The 20,174-nt window shown below is 39.0% G+C and carries 17 protein-coding genes and 5 pseudogenes; 15 read left to right on the top strand and 7 right to left on the bottom strand.

The features are described 5' to 3' along the window. Positions 1-290: 290 nt before the first annotated feature. Positions 291-1,706 carry an MDR family MFS transporter gene (locus tag SLH51_RS20765; protein ID WP_335963439.1) on the top strand — a complete coding sequence of 472 codons (1,416 nt, stop codon included), beginning with the start codon at positions 291-293 and terminating at the stop codon, positions 1,704-1,706. Positions 1,707-1,755: 49 nt separating this feature from the next. Here SLH51_RS20765 and SLH51_RS20760 read toward each other — a convergent pair whose 3' ends face one another. Beyond that, positions 1,756-1,971 (bottom strand): YdiK family protein, encoded by a 216-nt coding sequence (locus SLH51_RS20760; protein ID WP_335963438.1) that lies wholly within the window; start codon positions 1,969-1,971, stop codon positions 1,756-1,758. After that, the gene (locus SLH51_RS20755; RefSeq protein ID WP_335963437.1) at positions 1,968-2,690 is read right to left on the bottom strand and encodes a CPBP family intramembrane glutamic endopeptidase; all 723 of its coding nucleotides are present in this window, start codon (positions 2,688-2,690) and stop codon (positions 1,968-1,970) included. Before SLH51_RS20755 ends, SLH51_RS20760 begins: the two co-directional genes overlap by 4 nt. Before the next feature lie 433 nt (positions 2,691-3,123). Between SLH51_RS20755 and groES the strand changes: the two genes are divergently transcribed. From groES to SLH51_RS20735, 4 genes are all read left to right on the top strand, one after another. Next, the gene (groES, locus tag SLH51_RS20750) at positions 3,124-3,411 is read left to right on the top strand and encodes a co-chaperone GroES (protein ID WP_335963436.1); all 288 of its coding nucleotides are present in this window, start codon (positions 3,124-3,126) and stop codon (positions 3,409-3,411) included. A 51-nt stretch (positions 3,412-3,462) separates the two neighbouring features. Beyond that, entirely contained in the window at positions 3,463-5,103 is a 1,641-nt protein-coding gene (gene groL / locus SLH51_RS20745; RefSeq protein WP_335963434.1) for a chaperonin GroEL, read from the top strand. Positions 5,104-5,228: 125 nt separating this feature from the next. Continuing rightward, complete coding sequence (locus SLH51_RS20740) at positions 5,229-6,140, top strand: tyrosine-type recombinase/integrase (protein ID WP_335963433.1); 912 nt, start codon at positions 5,229-5,231, stop codon at positions 6,138-6,140. Positions 6,141-6,459: 319 nt separating this feature from the next. Continuing rightward, positions 6,460-6,786, top strand: a complete 327-nt coding sequence (locus SLH51_RS20735; protein ID WP_335963432.1) for a hypothetical protein — start codon at positions 6,460-6,462, stop codon at positions 6,784-6,786. Here SLH51_RS20735 and SLH51_RS24550 read toward each other — a convergent pair. The 3 genes from SLH51_RS24550 to SLH51_RS20725 are packed head-to-tail and all read right to left on the bottom strand — an operon-like array spanning position 6,718 to position 7,985. Then, on the bottom strand, positions 6,718-7,182 hold the full coding sequence (locus tag SLH51_RS24550) for a site-specific integrase (RefSeq protein ID WP_472779953.1): 465 nt from the start codon (positions 7,180-7,182) through the stop codon (positions 6,718-6,720). The two genes, SLH51_RS20735 and SLH51_RS24550, sit on opposite strands and share 69 nt — an antisense overlap. Positions 7,183-7,222: 40 nt before the next feature. Then, entirely contained in the window at positions 7,223-7,483 is a 261-nt protein-coding gene (locus SLH51_RS20730; RefSeq protein ID WP_335963431.1) for a site-specific integrase, read from the bottom strand. A gap of 37 nt (positions 7,484-7,520) precedes the next feature. After that, complete coding sequence (locus SLH51_RS20725; protein WP_335963430.1) at positions 7,521-7,985, bottom strand: tyrosine-type recombinase/integrase; 465 nt, start codon at positions 7,983-7,985, stop codon at positions 7,521-7,523. 400 nt (positions 7,986-8,385) lie between these two features. Between SLH51_RS20725 and SLH51_RS20720 the strand changes: the two genes are divergently transcribed. From SLH51_RS20720 to SLH51_RS20685, 9 genes and pseudogenes are all read left to right on the top strand, one after another. After that, positions 8,386-8,538, top strand: a complete 153-nt coding sequence (locus SLH51_RS20720; protein ID WP_335963429.1) for a hypothetical protein — start codon at positions 8,386-8,388, stop codon at positions 8,536-8,538. After that, a pseudogene (locus SLH51_RS20715) lies at positions 8,519-9,334 on the top strand (carbohydrate kinase family protein). Before SLH51_RS20720 ends, SLH51_RS20715 begins: the two are co-directional and overlap by 20 nt. A gap of 35 nt (positions 9,335-9,369) precedes the next feature. Beyond that, positions 9,370-9,489: a sporulation histidine kinase inhibitor Sda gene (sda, locus tag SLH51_RS24545; RefSeq protein WP_390184017.1), complete on the top strand. Its 120-nt coding sequence runs from the start codon at positions 9,370-9,372 to the stop codon at positions 9,487-9,489. A gap of 85 nt (positions 9,490-9,574) precedes the next feature. Then, positions 9,575-9,778 carry a hypothetical protein gene (locus SLH51_RS20710; protein ID WP_335963428.1) on the top strand — a complete coding sequence of 68 codons (204 nt, stop codon included), beginning with the start codon at positions 9,575-9,577 and terminating at the stop codon, positions 9,776-9,778. 116 nt (positions 9,779-9,894) lie between these two features. Further along, positions 9,895-13,509 (top strand): GH32 C-terminal domain-containing protein, encoded by a 3,615-nt coding sequence (locus SLH51_RS20705; protein WP_335963427.1) that lies wholly within the window; start codon positions 9,895-9,897, stop codon positions 13,507-13,509. A gap of 69 nt (positions 13,510-13,578) precedes the next feature. Continuing rightward, positions 13,579-14,091, top strand: a pseudogene (locus SLH51_RS20700) (sugar ABC transporter substrate-binding protein); the annotation flags it as partial. A 466-nt stretch (positions 14,092-14,557) separates the two neighbouring features. Further along, a complete protein-coding gene (locus SLH51_RS20695; RefSeq protein WP_335963426.1) occupies positions 14,558-16,324 on the top strand; it encodes an ABC transporter ATP-binding protein in 1,767 nt (588 codons plus the stop codon). Next, positions 16,311-18,095 carry an ABC transporter ATP-binding protein gene (locus tag SLH51_RS20690; protein ID WP_335963424.1) on the top strand — a complete coding sequence of 595 codons (1,785 nt, stop codon included), beginning with the start codon at positions 16,311-16,313 and terminating at the stop codon, positions 18,093-18,095. Before SLH51_RS20695 ends, SLH51_RS20690 begins: the two co-directional genes overlap by 14 nt. Positions 18,096-18,191: 96 nt before the next feature. Continuing rightward, complete coding sequence (locus SLH51_RS20685) at positions 18,192-18,455, top strand: hypothetical protein (protein WP_335963423.1); 264 nt, start codon at positions 18,192-18,194, stop codon at positions 18,453-18,455. 60 nt (positions 18,456-18,515) lie between these two features. On the opposite strand, the pseudogene SLH51_RS20680 reads toward SLH51_RS20685, so the two are convergent. After that, a pseudogene (locus SLH51_RS20680) lies at positions 18,516-19,115 on the bottom strand (YczE/YyaS/YitT family protein); the annotation flags it as partial. A gap of 181 nt (positions 19,116-19,296) precedes the next feature. Here SLH51_RS20680 and SLH51_RS20675 point away from each other — a divergent pair. Further along, a pseudogene (locus SLH51_RS20675) lies at positions 19,297-19,944 on the top strand (IS4 family transposase); the annotation flags it as partial. On the opposite strand, the pseudogene SLH51_RS20670 reads toward SLH51_RS20675, so the two are convergent. Beyond that, a pseudogene (locus tag SLH51_RS20670) lies at positions 19,944-20,129 on the bottom strand (recombinase family protein); the annotation flags it as partial. The pseudogenes SLH51_RS20675 and SLH51_RS20670 overlap by 1 nt on opposite strands. Positions 20,130-20,174: the final 45 nt, after the last annotated feature.

The following is a 20,174-nucleotide window of genomic DNA, read 5'->3' as shown; positions in this document are numbered from 1 at the left end:
GAAATTCAAGTATATAAAAAAATACCTGTAGATAAAACACTCTTTTTCAAGTGTCCTAACTACAGGTACCATATTACAAAGAGGCATTGGGTTTGGCTCTTTTTTTGTTGCGGGGTCTTACAATCTTGAAGTTAAGAGATTGTTTACAGGGCTGATGATGGCTTAACTTACTATAACGACTGATTGAGAACTAATAATACAACTAATTGATCCATTGTCACTACGCGAAATTTCATGATAAAATAGGTAAGTGATTATTTCGAAAGACGAAATGGTGTGAGAATGAAAAGATGAATATACCAGAAAAATGGATGGTAGTTGTAGCCGTTTTACTAGGTTCGTTCACAATGATCTTAAATAATAGCATGTTAAACCCCGCTGTCCCGCAACTAATGACTGTTTTTGAAAGCGATGCAGTGGCAACGGGATGGGTCATTACAATTTTTATGGTCACGATGGGGATGACGGTACCGGTAACCGGTTATTTAGGGGATCGATTTGGGAAAAAGAAATTGTATTTACTAGGATTAGCGATTTTTACTTTAGGTTCACTACTCGGATCTTTTTCTTGGAACTTAAGCTCACTGATCGCTTTTAGAGGGTTGCAAGGCATAGGTGGCGGAGTTATGATGCCACTTTCCATGGCTCTTATTTTTGAAGCCTTCCCTAGAAAAGAACGTGGTCTCGCAACAGGCGTTTGGGGAATATCAGCAATGATGGCGCCAACGATTGGACCAACGTTTGGTGGATTTTTGCTTGAAACGTTAAATTGGACATACTTATTTCTTGTAAATGTTCCGTTTGGCTTGCTCGGACTTTGGATTGCCTTTCTTTATTTGCCGAAAACGTCCGCTGATCGTCATGTCACTTTTGACCGCTATGGGTTTATAACGATTACATTTGGTGTTGGTTCAATTTTATATGCGTTAGGAAGAATGTCAAATCTTGCTCATTTGACGGAGCCAATCAATCTTGTACTTATTATAGTAGGCGTTATTTTATTGTGTATTTTTGTGCAAATTGAGCGAAGAGAAGAACAACCATTGTTAGACTTAGCTTTGTTTCGAGTGTCTCCGTACACGTTTAGCATGGTTATTGCCAGTATGACATCAGTCGGATTGTTTGCAGGACTGTTTTTAATTCCATTGTTAATTCAACAAGTATATGGCCTTGGACCTATTATGACAGGCTTGATCTTTTTGCCATCGGCGTTGTTAACAGGGATTTTCATGAGTATAGGAGGCAGAATTCTTGATCGAAAAGGGGCCACTGGTGTCATTTCAACAGGGCTTATCATTCTCGCAATTGGAACATTTCCTTTAGGATTCTTAAATATTGATACATCTCTAGCCGTTGTTTTTGTATGGATGGCGATTCGAGGAATTGGAATGGGGCTTAGTAGTATGCCCTCAACGACAACGGGGATGAATGCGATTCCGAGCCACTTAATCTCGCGTGGATCAGCAATGAATAATGTAATTAGACAGATGAGTTCAGCGTTAGGAATTGTTTTTGTTTCCATTTATTATGAAGTGAGAAGAGGACAATTAGCAGTGACAGATAGTTCATTTGAAGAAGCAAGTCTCCAGGCTATTAATGAAGGTTTTCTCGTTATTGCGATACTAACCACATTAACCATTCCAGTAGCGTTCTTCCTAGAGAGAGCAGCAAGAAAAGAAGACAAACGATATAAAAGTGAAAATTAAAAAAGAGAGTGGCTCATGTAATATGGTACGGTGAATCACTCTCTTTTGTTCATTTTTTCTTTTTATTTTGGTTTTGAAGCTGTTTAATGACTTTTCGTAAACGATAAAAGCGATAAGCAATCATGAAATCAATTGCTGCAAACGAAACAATTAAATAGCTCCAGAAATTCCAACCAGACGTGCTTACATTTTGAATGGCAAAAAAAACGAGCAAAACGCCTATAGAAAAGTAGAGGAGCGCCATTGTAATGGGAGATGCTCTCATAGTAATCCTCCAATAATAAATGATGTTTGTTCTAGCTGCTCAAGGTGTTCCATCCATTCTTCTATTTGATCTGCTAATAAGACGTTAACGACCGATACAAAAAGGTTAATCGCAACATGAGCAATAATTGGTACAAGGATGCGTTTCGTTTTCACATATAAAAAGGCAAAGACTAACCCCATTGCTGTGTATACAAGTAAGTGTGTAAAGTCCATATGGACAGCAGCGAAAATTAAAGAACTTAAAATACCGGATATCCAGAAATTAAATCGTTTATAGAGTGCTCCAAAAATAACTAAGCGAAACACGATCTCTTCGAGGATTGGACCAATAACAGAAATAACAAGAATAAACGCAGGAAACGCTTTAGCAAACTCAACAATGGTCTCGGTGTTTTCTGATCCTGGCTCAATTCCGAGTACAAACATTTCGATTAAAGCTGCCGCATACTGAGCTGCAAAAACAAGAAATACACCGATGATTGCCCAGCGAATCGCTTCTCCTTTAGAAGAACGATTACGGGCGGAGTGTCTATTTCGAATATCGGGAAGAAGTAAAAAAATGATAATAAGTAAGCCTATACTGAAACTAAACATGCTCCACAGTCCAGGAATTCGGTCCAATGGAACTCCGAGTTCTCTGAGGAGCAACACTCCTGGAACAGCAGAAAACTGCATTAATGCATATGTAATTAGAATCCACCAATAACGTTTATTCAATGTAAAATACCCCTTTGTCAAAAGTTTCAGCTTATGTTTTTTTTTCCTAAAAAGCATCTTCATATTTTACCATAAGTAATCTAGAAAAGCTGAAGGGAAGCCTTGTCCTAATATCGAAAATAATGTGAATAAGGATTTCTTTTTTGGATATGATAATGAAGGTTTGGACGTGGCTCAGTCATATTACGTTATGTAACTACACAATTGTTTATGTGTGTCTATCTTGTTTTCCTTACTTTAGAACAGTCTTTTATATAGTATTGAATAGATAGCGTTAGTCACATAAAATGAACCCGGATAAAAAAACAATTTTTTTTTTGCAAAATGCTTGCAAATATACCCAGTAATGCTTATTATAATAATTGTGTTAGCACTCAAGTATAACGAGTGCTAATAATAAAATAATCAAAGGTCTTGAAGGAGGGTGTTTTCCTTGTTAAAGCCATTAGGTGATCGTGTTGTAATTGAATTAGTTGAATTAGAGGAAAAAACTGCAAGCGGGATTGTGTTACCAGATTCTGCAAAGGAAAAGCCTCAAGAAGGAAAAGTGGTAGCTGTTGGAACTGGTCGTGTGACTGACAACGGTGAAAAAGTTGCTCTTGAAGTAAGTGCAGGAGACGCTATCATCTTTTCAAAGTATGCAGGTACTGAAGTGAAGTACGAAGGCAAAGAATATTTGATTCTACGTGAGAGCGATATTCTTGCAATTATTGGAAAATAAAAAAAGAGCTTAGTCTCTACATAATAATATAAATCGTAGGAGGTACAAATCATGGCAAAGGATATTAAGTTTAGTGAAGATGCACGTCGCTCAATGCTTCGTGGTGTAGATGCACTTGCAAACGCTGTGAAAGTAACGCTTGGACCAAAAGGACGTAACGTTGTTCTTGAAAAGAAATTTGGTTCTCCATTAATTACAAATGATGGTGTTACAATTGCTAAAGAAATCGAACTTGAAGATGCATTCGAAAACATGGGTGCAAAGCTTGTTGCGGAAGTAGCTAGCAAAACAAATGATATCGCAGGGGACGGTACAACAACTGCGACAGTTCTTGCTCAAGCAATGATCCGTGAAGGTCTTAAAAATGTTACATCTGGTGCGAACCCGATGGTAATCCGTAAGGGAATCGAAAAAGCAACTGCTGCAGCGGTTACTGAGCTTAAGAACATTTCTAAGCCAATCGAAGGAAAAGCTTCAATTGCACAAGTTGCTGCAATTTCTTCTGCTGACGAAGAAGTAGGTCAAATCATTGCTGAAGCAATGGACCGTGTTGGTAACGATGGTGTTATTACAATCGAAGAGTCAAAAGGGTTCTCTACTGAGCTAGAAGTAGTAGAAGGTATGCAATTCGATCGTGGATACGCATCTCCTTACATGGTAACAGACTCTGATAAGATGGAAGCGGTTCTTGATAATCCTTACGTTCTTATCACAGACAAGAAGATCTCTAACATTCAAGAAGTTCTTCCTGTTCTTGAGCAAGTTGTTCAACAAGGTAAGCCAATCCTTATCATCGCTGAAGATGTTGAAGGTGAAGCACTTGCAACACTTGTTGTGAACAAATTACGTGGTACATTCAACGCTGTAGCTGTTAAAGCACCTGGCTTTGGTGACCGCCGTAAAGCGATGCTTGAAGACATTGCAACACTTACAGGTGGAGAAGTAATCACAGAAGACCTAGGTCTTGACCTTAAGTCTGCAACAATTGATCAACTTGGCCGCGCAAGTAAAGTTGTTGTAACAAAAGAAAATACAACAGTTGTTGAAGGTGCTGGCCAAGCAGATCAAATCGCTGCTCGCGTTAACCAAATCAAAGCTCAACTTGAAGAAACTACATCTGAGTTTGACAAGGAAAAGCTACAAGAGCGCCTGGCTAAGCTTGCTGGTGGTGTAGCGGTTCTTAAAGTTGGTGCTGCAACTGAAACAGAATTAAAAGAACGTAAGCTACGCATTGAAGATGCATTAAACTCTACTCGTGCTGCGGTTGAAGAAGGTATCGTAGCAGGTGGTGGTACTGCACTTATTAATGTAATCAAAGCTGTTCAAGCTGTTCAAGCTGATGGCGACGAAGCAACTGGTGTGAACATCGTTCTTCGTGCTCTTGAAGAGCCAGTACGTCAAATTGCACACAACGCGGGTCTTGAAGGATCTGTAATCGTTGAGCGTCTTAAAGGCGAAGCAGTTGGCCAAGGGTTTAACGCTGCAACTGGCGAGTGGGTAAACATGGTTGAAGCTGGTATCGTTGACCCAACAAAAGTTACACGTTCTGCACTTCAACACGCTGCAAGTGTATCAGCTATGTTCTTAACAACTGAAGCTGTAATCGCTGATAAGCCTGAGGAAAACGAAGGCGGCGGCATGCCTGACATGGGCGGCATGGGCGGTATGGGTGGAATGGGCGGCATGATGTAAGGCTTTTAAGCCAAGCATCTGTGAAATAGTTAAAGCTATTTTTCACCCTTTCTGAGAACCAGTCACGTAAATGATTTATTTCTAAAGTATAGACTACTTCCTAATTTTAAGGAGGTAGTCTTTTTATGTTGTTAAAATTTGCTTTTCAAGACTTTTTGGATGATAGGAGATTTAAGAACACAACCAAGACGAACATAAGAAATTATCAGACGTTACTTGGAGAATTTATTAGTTATTGCATTGACAATGAAGTAGTTAATGTTGAAGACATTAACTACAGTCACATTAAACAATATTTATGGGTGTGCCAAGAGAAAGGAAACCAAGCTGGAACAATTAACACAAAACTCATGAGGATTAGGGCGTTTCTAAACTATATGGTTGAATGTGAGGTAATCAAGAATAATCCAGCACATAAGGTGAAAAGACAAAAGGAAGATGTGAGAATTGATGTGTTCACTGACGAGCAAATTAGACAAATGCTGAGTTTCTACAGACGTATTAAGCAGCGTGAAAAGAGTTACTTTGCTTATCGAGACTATATGATGATTGTTCTGATACTCGGTACAGGAATAAGGAGGGGGGAAATAATTAATCTGACTTGGGATGATATTGACTTTGTTAACCATAATATCTCAGTTTTTGGGAAAACACGAAGGAAAGAAACAATACCCATTACGAGTAAACTCTCAAAGGAATTATCTGGTTATAATACGTTTTGCAAACAGCACTGGGGCAATTTGAGCAAATATGTTTTTGTCAAACGAGATAATACTCAGATGACACAAAACGCAATCATGCTTGTTTTTAGTCATTTACAAAAGAAAATGAACTTCAAAGACGTTAGAGTATCGGCACATACTTTCCGACACACGTTTTGCCATCGCCTTGCAATGTCTGGGATGAGTGCTTTTGCAATACAGAAACTAATGCGACACCAAAACATTACTGTCACAATGAGGTATGTTGCTATGTGGGGAAATGAATTGAGAGAGCAAAATGATAAATATAATCCGTTAAATTATCTAGATGTATGAAGAAGGGAAAAGGAGCAGTCAATGACTGTTCTTTTTCTTTATGCTAAATAGAGGTTAATACCACTTTCAAACTACATAATTGTTAAGGAGCAAGGATAGTACATTATAAGGGTAATATTGGTATACATTTCAATCACAACTGCATTGATATATTGAAATAGTTTTAAATGTCTTGAACTGATACCTTATATATTTGATAAAAGTTTATTTATTGGTGTGTTAGTGTGTTAGCGAGTTATCAGAACATTCAATTAACTTATTGCAAAAAGTGTTTTAGTATAGTATTATGATAGAAAGCAGTAAAGTTGGAGGGGGAATAATGTTTCTCGCATACACAGATGCATCGGTTAAAAACAATAAAGCATTTTTGGCTTTCGTAATCGTTTTTGAAGATAAAAGCATTATAAGCAAACGTATTGTTATTGATGAATCCGATAATAACGTTGCCGAAGCTTTAGCGATTTCAGAGTTACTTTCCTTTCTCAAGTATTACAATTTAAAAGATGGATTAATCCTATTTGATTCCAATGGGGTGAAAAGTCAACTGAAAAAGAGGGGAAGAAAAATACATAAATTTTTACCAAAGGATATTAAAAAGACCCTTAACATTTTGGCATTCCTGAATTATAAAGGAGTAGCAATATAAGATAATCACGCCTTCCTTCAAGATCTTTGGTTTCGCAAGCTTAAGTAAGGAATCGATCTCCGCCTTGGTGAGATAGCAGATTTCTTTCTTTTCTACTTTTCGGAAGGGTATCGCCTTTATTTTTCGTACAGTTCCTGAATACTCTGGGGATTCGTAGGATACATATTCCATAAACGATTTTATTGCCGCGAGCCTATTATTTACCGTCTTATACGAATTTTTTCTATTATGTTCCAGGTAATGCAAGAATCCTATAATAGCATCTGCATTTATTCCTTCCATGTTTATAGAACTTGCTTTAACTCCATGTTCTTCGTGCAAATATTTTAAAAGAATACGAAAACTATCCTTATATGCTTGGATAGTAGAAGGGGATACTTTCTTCTGACTCATCATCCATTTTAGGAAAAAGTTTTGAAGCAGACCCTGGAAATCATTACTCTTCATCGCTGACACCACCTTCATAGAAGTATTTTTCAAAACTCCCAGAAGTAAACTGTAATAACTCAGGTGTTCCTGTAAGATACCAATAGGTATCTTCTACTTTTACATGGCCAAGATAGGTGGAAAGGTATATTATCTGCCTATCTATGTTTATACCACCATTAAGCCAGCATAGCAGTGTGTTGCATGCAAATGTATGACGAATATCATACAGTCTCGGGGGACGTCTATTCCATTCTTTTTTATCTATCAATAGTTGATCTCTAATTACTTGTAAAGCATTTTCAAAATTACGTAATGCCAGTTTGCGGCTGTCTGTAGTTAATAAGGAAATAACGTTCTGAAAAGTCTTTTCTTAGTCTGTCCCTATCATTTACATATGATCTGAGTTTTGAAGTGGTCGTTTCATGAATCGGGATCATACGGCTTTTTGAAAACTTAGTCTCCCTTATGGCAATTAAGCCATTATTTAAATCAACATCGTCGTCCATTAATTGACATACTTCATTTGGCCGCATCCCTGTAGACCATAAAAGGCCAATTGCAGTTGAGATTGTCTTAGATCTAAGACCGTCAGGTTCATATAATTCCATAGAAGCTTGCATTAAAATACATATTTCTTGTTCAGTGAAGATGTATGGAGTTGTCCGCCCGTGACATTTTCCAAACATCCCTTTTGGAGGCATCTGAGCCATGGGATCCATAACACAAATATACTTTGCGAATGTTCGGATTGTCTCCATTCTTCTTGCCATATACCATCGCGAATAATCTGGTTTAAGAGTAGCCCATTTGAACGCAACATCTATGGTTAACGAGCCTTCATCGTACTCGTTGCCGAGAAAAGAGTTTACCTTGAATGAAGCAGTTGAATAAAGTGAAGTCCTCTAGTTAGCAACTAGGGGATTTTTTATGTCTAATTTCTGCAACCGTTTTCAGATGCTGGAAATATTAAACAAGTTAAACCAAAAATATTGAAATATATTCTTAAAACATTTTGCTAAATTAAAGACAAAAGAGCGGTACCTTACTTTAAACACAAGGATTACAGCTTTTTTGAAACATTGATGCAAATCGAAAAAGGTAGGAGGAATAAGAGTTTCCAAGATTCAAGAGTTAGCAAAAGATAAATCTATTACTTAAGGAGGGGTTTTCATGGCTAAAGAGTTGGGCTCGCCGGTTAAGGTTGCTGGTGTTTCTTCTAATAAGGTTCCTAATGTAACCAAAAAGAAACAAAGCCCTCTAAACTATATTAAGAATAATTATATGCTGTATGTATTTTTAGCACCTGCTGTCGGCAATGTTTAGTGGGAAAGTTGGGAATGATCCGTTTGGTCACTTTTAAAAAAAGACACTAGATGACGTAAAGGTGGATACATCAATGCTTGTGTTAGATGATGAAAATCCTACAACGTTAGCATTTGTCTCATTAAAGGAGAATGGAGAAAGAGATTTTGTTTTTAATCGAGGGGCTGATGCCTTTTTATCTGAAGAAGAGCTAGATCAAGACAAACTAAAAGAAGCGAGCATTTTGCACTTCGGTTCAGCGACAGCTCTATTAGAAGACCCGTTTCGTTCTACTTATTTGAACTCGATCCAATCGGCTAAAAAAGAAGGGCAGTTTATCTCATTTGACCCTAATTATCGCTCAGACCTCTGGAAAGGAAGAGAATCCATTTTTGTGGATCTCGTTAAGCAAGGAATCGCCCTAGCTGATTTTGTCAAAGTCAGTGATGAAGAACTAAGCATCATTTCTGGTGCTGACGAGTTAACAAAAGGTGTTCAAGTTCTCCATCAACTAGGAGCATGCTTAGTTGCTGTGACATTAGGGGAAAACGGAACACTGATTTCGAATGGAGAAAAGCAAGAGATCATTCCTAGTATAAAAGTTACTTCAATAGATTCTACAGGTGCAGGCGACGCCTTTGTCGGTGCTATGCTCTTTCAATTAGTTAAGGAAGAAGAACCAAAGAAAACAATAGGGGACTTTGACCAAATCAAAAAGATCACGACACTCAGTAATAAGGTAGGAGCAATCGTTTGTACGAGAGTAGGAGCCATTTCTGCGATACCAACAAATGAAGAGGTTTTAATGGTTTACTAAACAAAAAAAGGAGACAGTATTCTTTGTTAAATTATGTGAATGATGAAATCTTAATAGATGCATACAACAAAGCAATTGATTATGATATGAATGAAGATTTCATAAAGATCTTGGAAAAGGAGTTGTCAAAGAGGGGGGAAATGATCTATGAGTGAATTTTTCTATCGACCATACAAGAAGGGGAATTTAAGCTATTTTATTTGCATGGGTGGAGAAAGAACTAGCGGGAAGGATTAGAAAATGGCTGGTACCTTCGTGGAACAAGTGACTTTTAAAATATGGCCCTTGATCGTACATGAAATCGTGCAGCAAAAGGACGGGACTCTTGCAGTTAAGCCGCTAGATACGGTGGAGCGTGCATTTACTAATCATAAAAGACAGAATTTTTGGCCGATATTAGCTGATTGGGATATCAAAAATGCAGAGCATTTATTCTTTTTGTGAAAAAGAAATCTAGGAGTAAAGAGAAAGTGTTATTTATAGGGGGATTAACTTACAAATTCATACATCAGGTCAGACATAATTTTCCTAAATAAATTGAGATATTGGGAGGAGAATGTATGTTGTTTCAAAAAGTTTTAGTAGTAGGGCTTGTGTTGTGTTTGCTTATAAGTTTACCGGTTGGTTCTGTAGCTGGTAGTGGAGATCCAGGTTATTACGATGAACCGTATCGGAATCAATTTCATTTTTCACCTGAAGCGAATTGGATGAATGACCCGAATGGAATGGTCTATCATGACGGAGAATATCACCTGTTCTATCAATATTATCCATATGGACGCACGTGGGGACCTATGCACTGGGGGCACGCTGTCAGTGAGGATCTTGTTCGTTGGGAGCATTTGCCGCTGGCGCTGGCCCCCGATGAGAACGGTGATATCTTTTCTGGAAGCGCTGTTATTGATCATGATAACACAGCCGGTTTCGGCGAGGATACGATGATCGCCATATTTACACACGCTGGTCCCGAGGGTCAAGTTCAAAGTATTGCTTACAGTCATGATAATGGACGTACCTGGGATAAGTACGAAGGTAACCCCGTTATGCCGGATCCACCTGTAGCTGATTGGCGAGATCCGAAAGTGTTCTGGCACGATGAAAGCGAACATTGGGTAATGGCCCTTGCTGCAGATGACCGCATTATGTTTTACACATCCCCGGATTTAAAAAACTGGGAAGAGGCAAGTGAATTTGGTCCGGATGGTGGTATTCAAGCTAACGCCTATGCTGATGACGAAATTTTCACACTATCTCCACAGCGTGGAGGAGACTTCACCTATGAAGCCGATATCACTCCAGTTCTAAAGAATGGCCGTGAAGGCGCCGGTGGTCTTGTCTTCCGTTCCGATCCATATGGGGACAATGCCTATGTGGCGGAGTTAAATGCAAAAGAGAATGAAGTTAAGCTCATCAAAATAAAGAACGGTGAGAAGGAAACACTTGCGAAAGAGTCATGGTCGCTGGAGACGTTTGAGACATATGCTTTACAAGTAAAGACGGAGAAGGATCTAATCCAAGTATTACTGGACGGGGAAACCATCATTGAGGAACAGGATGCTTCGTTTTTGAACGGGCAATTCGGTTTAATGGCATGGAACTCAACGGCAGAGTATCGGAACGTTCACTTTAATAACGAGACAAACTTTCTCACTAATTTGTCTGGTTTGCAAGAAGTAAGCGGGAATTGGGAAACGACGAATAAGGGTCTAGTGGCAGAGGACGATAAAGCTGCCTTATTAATGAGTGAGCAACAAGCAGATCAACTCTATTATGAAGTTGATGTGATCGTTGATAAAGGGACTGGCTCACTTGTTTTTCGAGCGGATGCTGATGCCAAGAACGGATATATGACTAGCTTGGATGCTGATTCGGATCAAGTTCGCATTGAAAAGGTAGAAAATGGTGAAATTTCGGTCATTTCTAAACGAGATTTCTCAATTACAGATGGAGAATCGTATCGCGTGAAAGTAAGTGCGGTGAATGATCAAATAAGTGTATCGATCAATAATGAGAAGTTGCTCGAGGTCGAGGATCAGGGCTTTGAAGCTGGGCATTTTGGATTACAAGTATCTAACGGTTCCGTAATATTTCAAAATGTGTACGAACGAAATTATATTAATACGGACTCAAGGGAAATAGAGAATAGTGATTTTGAAACAGGGGATTTAACGGGTTGGACCTCAGTTCGGGGAGATGCTTTTATGGGTCATCATGTTACGGATGCAACCGAATGGTGGGGCGGAACATTTAATCATGAAGGAACTTACCATTACTGGGGTTACAATGGAGAGCACGGTGGGGACAGACCAACTGGCGTGATGCACTCATCGTATTTTAGTCTTGACGGTTCTGGTGAAATCAACTTACTTATTGGTGGTGGATACAATCCTGATGATTTGTTTGTTTCGTTAATGCGGGCATCGGATGATCAAGAGTTATTACGACAGCCGAATACGAAATTTAATGGTGATGAAACGTATCGCCGTTATGTGTGGGATGCCTCTGAATTTTTAGGTGAAGTGTTGTATTTAAAAGTCGTTGATCGTGCAACAGGTGGCTGGGGTCACATTAATCTGGACGATGTGAATGTGTATAACATAGGTGATATTCCGAAAGAGGTAGATCAGGTTGCAAGTGAACCGGAACCATATATACACAGAACGGAAGGCCAACTTACGGATTGGGATGCGCTTTCTGGTGACTGGGTCGATTCTACCTATGGAAATTACGGAGGCGTGTGGGAATGCCCTGCCTTGTTTGAGCTTCCAGTGGACGGTGACCCAAGTCAAACAAAATGGGTGCTGCAAGTAAGTGTGCAGGATGGCGCCATTGCAGGAGGTTCTGGAATGCAGTACTTTATTGGTGACTTTGATGGAACGACTTTTACGAGCGATCATCCTCCAGAAGAAGTACTTTGGTCGGATTACGGATCAGATTACTATGCTGGAGTAGAGTGGAGTAATGTAGAAGGTGAAAACGGAGAACGCTATTGGCTCGCTTGGATGAGCAATTGGCAATATGCTAACGATACTCCAACGAGCAACTGGCGCAGTTCAATGAGTTTGGTGCGAAAGATGGAGTTGACTAATACAAAAGACGGTCTGCAATTACGCCAAACGCCGGTTGGCATGGAATCATTGAGAGAACAAAAGCATCGCGTGAAATTGGATAATGAACGTATTTCGGGTGAAAGTGACTTGTTATCTGACTTCTCCGGTGATACGTATGAGTTGATCGCGAAATTTGATGTCACGGACACAACAGCAACAGAGTTTGGTTTTCAAGTTCGAAAAGGAGATTCGAATGAATACGCGCTCATCTCTTATGATGTTCTTGAAGAGAGTTTGTTTGTCGATCGTTCCAACTCGGGCGAATTTGATTTCGGGACAAATGTAAATGATCTTCAAGGTGCTCCAATGCAGGCTGATAATGGTACGGTCAAAATCCATGCATTTGTTGATCGATCTTCGATTGAAGTGTTTGGAAATGATGGTTTGCGCTCTATTACGAGTCAAATATTCCCGCAAGAGGGAAGCGAAGGTTTGCAATTGTACAGTGAAGGTGGAGAGGTAACGCTAAAATCGCTTGAGCTCTACCCGCTTAGATCAATTTGGGGCAAAAGTCCGGTGAAAACGAATTTGTCCGGTTGGAGTACTGTTAACGGTACATGGGCAGATACAATAAACGGAAAACAAGGGCAGGCTCCTGAAGAAGACGCATTTATCATGACAGATCATTCCGGAGCAAATATTGTCTTTGAAGCAAGAGTTGAACTTCCAGATTCTGATAAAGTTGATAATCCAATTGGTGCTGGGGCACTCGTGTTCCATTCTGATGAAAACGCAGAGAATGCGTATGTCGCCAATGTAGATGTACGTAACAATGCAGTGAAGTTGCTGAAACGAGAGAACGGAAATGCGACTGAGCTTGTCGTGTACGACGATAAAGGTCGTTTGGAGCTAGAACCTAATAAAGAATACCGATTGCAAGTGGTGACATCCGGTGAACGAATTCAGGTCAAGTTAGATAATGAAATTGTGATTAATACAATGGATGATACATTTACAAAAGGGTATGTCGGTTTAGGTGTGTCTAATACGACCGCATTTTTCAATCATATTCAGATGCGTGATTATAAAGTAAATGGACGAGTGAATCGAAACAAACACAATTAGGTCGCGACCCTATCAAGGAAGGATGCCGATCCAAATCGGCATCCTTTTATATAAGAAGCAGGAGCGTTACTCGGTTCACAGTTGCAGCCTGGAAATGAAGTAGCATTAATAGGAGTTGATTTATATAGTCCGGTTGCATCGGAACGGATGCAGGGAGCTACTTTAAGTTTAGAGGATGCAGGAATTGAAATTGTTGCGAAAAAAGTAAATGTATACTCTGAACCATTGAAAATCAAAGAGGAGATTGAAAAAATTATAGAAACTCATCCTAAAGTGAAAGGGATTATCGCTACCAATGACACACTGTCATTAATTGCTTTTGAGGTGATGGAAGCGTATGGGCTGAACATGCCAATTATAGGAACAGATGGAACGAACGATATGATTGAATTGATAGAAGAAGGAGAGCTACCTGGGACCGTAGCACAGAATCCTTATGATATGGGCTATTTAAGCGTTGAAACCGTAAAGAAAGTGATAAATGGTGAAAATGTTGACAAACATATTGATAGTGGAGTCGACATCATCATTAAAGCCAATGCGAAACAAAGGTTAGAGTTCCAGAAAAGAATGTTGAAATGATAGAGGCTAGTGAAAAATGTTAGTTTTCACCTTTCTCACTAGTCTCTCTTGTTAAGAGGGATCTCTTTTGTGATGACCTAGAGCTTGTAATTTAACTGCAAAAAGAAGTCAGTTCAAATTCTAAAAGAAAAGTAGTTTCCAAAAGGCAGTCAATAGTAGCAGGGGCTTCTAAATCATTCATTCGGAAATTGGAATAATTTGGTGAGGGAAGAGTATATTTGAAAGTCGAAGGATAGATTTTATTAATACTATTAGACAATGACCTTCTCTAAAGAATATGATTTCGATTTGATTAGGGAATAATCGTTTATTAACTTAACGTATTTCAATGTTAAAGCGCATCCATGAATTTGCTTCAATTTGTACGTCACACTATTCATTGTTTATGAATTCATTCCAACTTATTATGAAAAATCATCACGATATATTAGCTACGGTTGTTGTAAATGGATGGAGGTATAAAAGGATGCAAAGCTTGCGATGGATCTGGGGATATATTAAAAGATTCCGAGGGAAATATGCATTTGGGCTTTTACTTGCGTTGTTTGTTTCTGGTTTAAATATGCTAAACCCTTATTTTGCAGGTCAAATTGTTGATGAGGTGATATTTGGACAGAGAGAAAGCTTGTTGTGGCCATTATTAGGGTTGATGATTGGTGTCATGTTTTTCAAATCAGTGATCCGTTATGGGTATCAATTGATGTTTGAGAGTCTCTCGCAAAGTGTCATTTTCAAGATAAGAGAGCAGCTGTATGATAGGCTGCATCAGTTGGATTTCCGTTTTTATGATAAGACGAAAACGGGCGATATTATGGCTCGGATGACAGGGGATATGGAAGCGGTACGGCACTTTACCGCATGGTCAATTTACATGATCTTTGAAAATAGTACGATTCTGCTTTTTGCGATCGCATTTATGTTTTATATTCATCCTCCTTTAACGATCACGCTGTTAACGGTTACGCCGATCATTGGATTTGTTGCGTACAAATTATCCTACGATGTAAAACCGACATTTTCAGCGATTCGAGGGCAGTTTGCAAGATTAAACTCGGTTGTACAGGAAAATATTAGTGGAAACCGGGTTGTCAAAGCGTTTGCAAAGGAAAAGCATGAGATTGATAAATTTTCTGTTGAAAATGAGGCATTTAAGGAGAAAAACCTTCAATCTGCGAAAGTATGGGAAAAGTATTTGCCGGTTTTGGATTCACTTGCCGGATTGCTTATGGTTTTGATGATCTTAGTTGGTGGAATTACGGTGATTGGCGGTTCGCTTTCCTTTGGTGAGCTCGTTATTTTCAACTCCCTTATCTGGGCCTTGAACAATCCGATGAGAATGGCTGGTTGGTTGATTAATGATGTCCAAAGATTTATTGCTTCCGCCGAGAAAATTGAAGACTTGCTAAACACAGAGCCGACCATTATCAGTCCTGTTCAGTCAAAAAAACGAAGTGATTCGCCTGGTGTAGTCGAATTTAGTCATGTTAGCTTTAGCTACGGTGAGGAGCAGGTGTTAAAAGACATTAGTTTTCGTGCAAAGCCCGGACAAACGATCGCGTTGATTGGGCCGACGGGAGCTGGTAAAACGACTGTCATCAACCTTCTTTGCAGGTATTATGATGCTGATAGCGGAGAAGTGCGAGTTGGCAAACAGAACATAAAGAAGTGGGATATTCGGAGTTTACGGGAAAACACAGCAGTAGTCATGCAGGATATTTTCCTTTTTTCAGACACGATCGAAGGAAACATTGCTTACGGAGTTCCGGATGCTTCGCTTGAGTCAATTCAAGCAGCGGCTAAGATGGCAGAGGCTCATGACTTCATCACGCAATTGCCTGAGGGCTACGACACGATTGTTGGAGAAAGAGGAGTAGGCCTTTCCGGAGGGCAAAAACAAAGGATTGCTCTAGCACGAGCGTTGCTGAAAAATCCGTCTATTCTCATTCTTGATGATACAACATCGAGTGTGGATATGGAAACGGAACTTCGTATTCAAAAGACGTTGAAAACCTTTAGTCAGGGCAAAACATGCTTTTTGATTGCCCATCGAATATCTTCAGTAAAAGAAGCCGATCTCATTCTCGTTATGAAAAAAGGCAGGATTATTGAAAGAGGAACACATGAAAGATTGCTTGCTAAAAAAGGGTACTATTATACCCTTTGTAAAAACCAATATGGAAATGTTGATGAAAAGCATCATCGTAAGGAAGTGATCGGATATGGCACGCAATAAATTTGATGTCGATGAAGAATTAGAATCCCCTTTCCGACTCGTTCATTTTAAACGATTGTTAGGTTATGTAAAGCCATACAAAAAACTAATGGCTCTGACTGTTTTCTTGATGCTCGTTGCAAGCTTCGCTAATTTAATTGGTCCATATTTAATCAAACAAGCGATTGATGAAGAGATTCCAAGTGGCAATACAGGAGGAATTGTCATGTTGGCAGGCATTTATTTCATCGCTGTCATTGTCACTGGGGTTTGTATGAAATACAGGATTCGCATTATGGCCCGGATTGGTCAGAGTGTGATCCAACATATTCGCAAGGACTTGTTCACCCACTTGCAAAAGCTTTCCTTTTCTTATTATGACAACCGGCCTCATGGCAAAATATTAGCCCGAGTTGTGAATTATGTTAATTCATTGAGTGATTTACTATCAAATGGGATTATTAATCTTATTACAGATCTTTTCAGTATTGCGGTCATTGTCGGGTTCATGCTCTACATTGATGTACAGCTAACTATTATGACCTTAGCTGGGCTTCCAGTTCTAGCAATCATTGTATTTCTTTTGAAAAATGCGCAACGAAGAGGTTGGCAGAGACTGAGTAATAAGCAATCAAACTTAAATGCCTATATTCACGAAAGCATTAATGGGATCAAAATTACGCAGTCATTTGTGAGGGAAGAAGAAAATAAGAAAATTTTTAGGGGTGTCTCTGATAGCTACCGAAGCTCATGGATGAAGGCGGTAAGAATTCAATTTCTTTTATCGCCGTCGATTGATAATATCTCTGTTCTTACCGTATCGTTTATTTATGTGGTTGGGATCGCTTCAATTGGAGATGGTGGAGTGACAGCAGGAGCGTTGATTGCATTTACTGGGTACATTTGGATGTTTTGGGCACCGTTAGCGAATGTTGGGAATTTCTATAATGCAATTATAACTGCAATGGCTTACTTGGAACGAATCTTTGAAACCATTGATGAAAAGCCAACTGTAAAAAGTGACCCTCATGCTGCTATTCTTCTGCCGATTAAAGGAAAGGTAGAGTTTGACGATGTGGTCTTTGAATATGAAACAGAGGAACGAATTCTCGATCACATCAATTTCAAGGTGAATCCAGGAGATACGATTGCGCTTGTTGGTGCAACCGGTTCGGGGAAAACAACGATTGTCAATCTAATTAGCCGCTTTTATGACGTGAAAAACGGACAAATCAAAATTGACGGGACTGATATCAAAACGGTTACGCTCCCCTCTTTAAGAGAGCAAATGGGAATTATGCTTCAGGACCCATTCATTTTTTCCGGTACGATCATGGATAATATCCGTTACGGTCGACTTGATGCAACGGATGAAGAAGTGATTCGGGCAGCTAAGGCTGTGCAGGCCCATGACTTTATCGATGATTTAGAGGATGGGTATTTTACAGAAGTAAATGAAAGAGGCACAAGACTTTCTTCTGGACAAAGGCAGCTGATCTCCTTTGCAAGAGCATTACTCGCTGACCCTAAAATTTTGATTTTGGATGAAGCAACATCAAGCATCGATACGGAAACGGAGCTTGCCTTACAAAAAGGATTGGAGTCGTTGCTTTCTGGAAGAACATCCTTTATTATTGCACACCGTCTTTCTACTATTAAGAACGCTACCAAAATTTTTTATATTGAAAATGGTAGAATTATTGAAAAGGGGACGCATAATGAATTAATGGAAAAGAAGGGTCATTATTGGAAACTGTCTAATTCCCAAGGTCATTCTATAGAAGCTGGGTAAGTGTTCGATTTATGGAAAGAGAGAAGACTTTGACATCTTAAGAAGTTAATTGATATGGAAAGGTAAATCTCTACTTATTTTAGGGTGATGAATCTAATGAGCATCTGGATAGGAAAAATAAAAGGACATAATGCAGATGGGGAATATATTGGAACGTATCGAGCTGTCATTTCAAAAGAGGGTCATTTCCTATTCAAAATGACCCTTTATTTTGATGGAATTACTAATTCTAATAGTAAACCTTATAAGAAAGTAGAATTCATTAGTTCGAATGTTGCTGTATTAAAGAGGAAGTTCAGGATGTCTTTGCCTACAAAAGAAAAAGAGAAAATAGTTTGGATAAAGAAAATTTTAAATTAATTTGGCCAACTGCTTTTTTTAAAAGGGTTATTTTTTAATAAGCTAGTAATGACGCGCCTCTCACGTTTTGAGAGGCGTACTTTTTTTAGACTTAAGTTTAACGAAAAACAGAGTAAACTCACTCCTGAACAATACCTGACGAGTATTATAGAATAAAAATTCAAATTTTGGATAAAAAAACTGAATGATATATCCCGTAGTGAAGGCAACAAGAACGGTCGCCATTCCAATTGTCCCATCGAATAAAAAGGCAAGAATAAGTGCAAAACTTTCCGCAATTAATTTTGCGGTTCGTATGCTGAAACCGAATCTTTCATGGATTACCTCCATTAACCGATCCATTGGGTTTGCTGGGAATTTTGCCTGTAGGTAAATCGAAATTCCCATCCCTAAAATAATGATGGCTGTCAACAACACTATAATTTGAAAAATGAGGTTTTGAGGATCAAAGTCTTTTAGACCAATTAACAGCCAAAAATCGATCAAGGATCCGGTCAAAAGTATCGTTAAAACAGAAAGTATTTCTGGCTTTTTCTTTAATATTAAGGAATTAATTAATATGACAAAACCGCCATTGATTTCCGCACATGTACCGATGGTTAAATTCCATAATTGTGATTGCCCAATGGCAAGAGCTTCCCAAGGTGATGCCCCTAACTCGCTTTTATAATTAACTCAACTTTCGCACCTTGAAAATTGACCTTGTTTTAGGTCTATCAAAGCTTTAAGAATGATTAACTTCACTGCTTGACGAGTGCCTTGAAACATGAAAAGGCACCTCATTCTTTGTTATAGTGGAATTGACTAGAAACCATTACCACAAAGAAGAGGTGCCTTCTCTATGATAAATGAAAAACACTCAAATGAGCAACTACCAAATGAACTTTCAACTGTATTCTCTGAATTACAAGTAACGAAACACCTGCGTCAAGCAGGTATTCGAAAGAGCTTTGGCTTTTCATGTGCCTATTTGTTTCAGCTTGTTTTCAGTCTGATCTTTCATCAAAAGAATTGGTTTACCCTTGTCACATCTAAGAAGAATGATTGTTTTCCTGGAAAAGATACCGTCTATCGTTTTTTAAATCATTCCAAGTTTGCTTGGCGGAAATTCCTTTTACATTTTAGTGCAGCGACCATTCAAAAAGTCAGCGTTCTTACATCAAAGGACCGTCCAAAAGTGCTCATCATTGATGACTCTACGTTTGATCGCAATCGTAGTAAACAGGTCGAGTTACTTGCCCGTTGTTTTGATCATGCTTCTCTGAAAATGCGATTTTATAAAGGATTTCGAACGCTTACATTAGGCTGGTCAGACGGACACACATTTATGCCGGTTGACTTCTCTTTACTAAGCTCAAAAACGTCTTCTATCAACGGCATTAATCAGGAGATTGATAAGCGATGTTCAGGTTATAAGCGCCGTATCGAAGCAACCCAATCTGCCCCTGTTCAAATCCCGGCGATGATTGAACGAGCCTTATCCAAGGGAAGCTGCTTTACTGTCTGTATTGCATCTACTGTCGAACGTGCAAAGCGGTCTAACTTCGTTACTACTAAAGTATCACCTGCTTCGAGTTTAGAAAGAAGATCCATAAACTTAGGTCGGTCGGCTTTCGTTCCTGTAAATTTCTCAGAATAAATAACAGTACAACCTTCCTTTTCTAATGCTTGTATTTGCGTCTCTAAGTCTTGACTGGCGTTTTTTAAAAAACTTTATTG

Origin of the sequence: Halalkalibacter kiskunsagensis (genome assembly GCF_037027555.1) — a bacterium.
Lineage (GTDB): Bacteria > Bacillota > Bacilli > Bacillales > Bacillaceae_D > Halalkalibacter > Halalkalibacter kiskunsagensis.
Note: the sequence above shows the minus strand (reverse complement) of the source record. Positions and strands in the feature narration are given on the sequence as shown.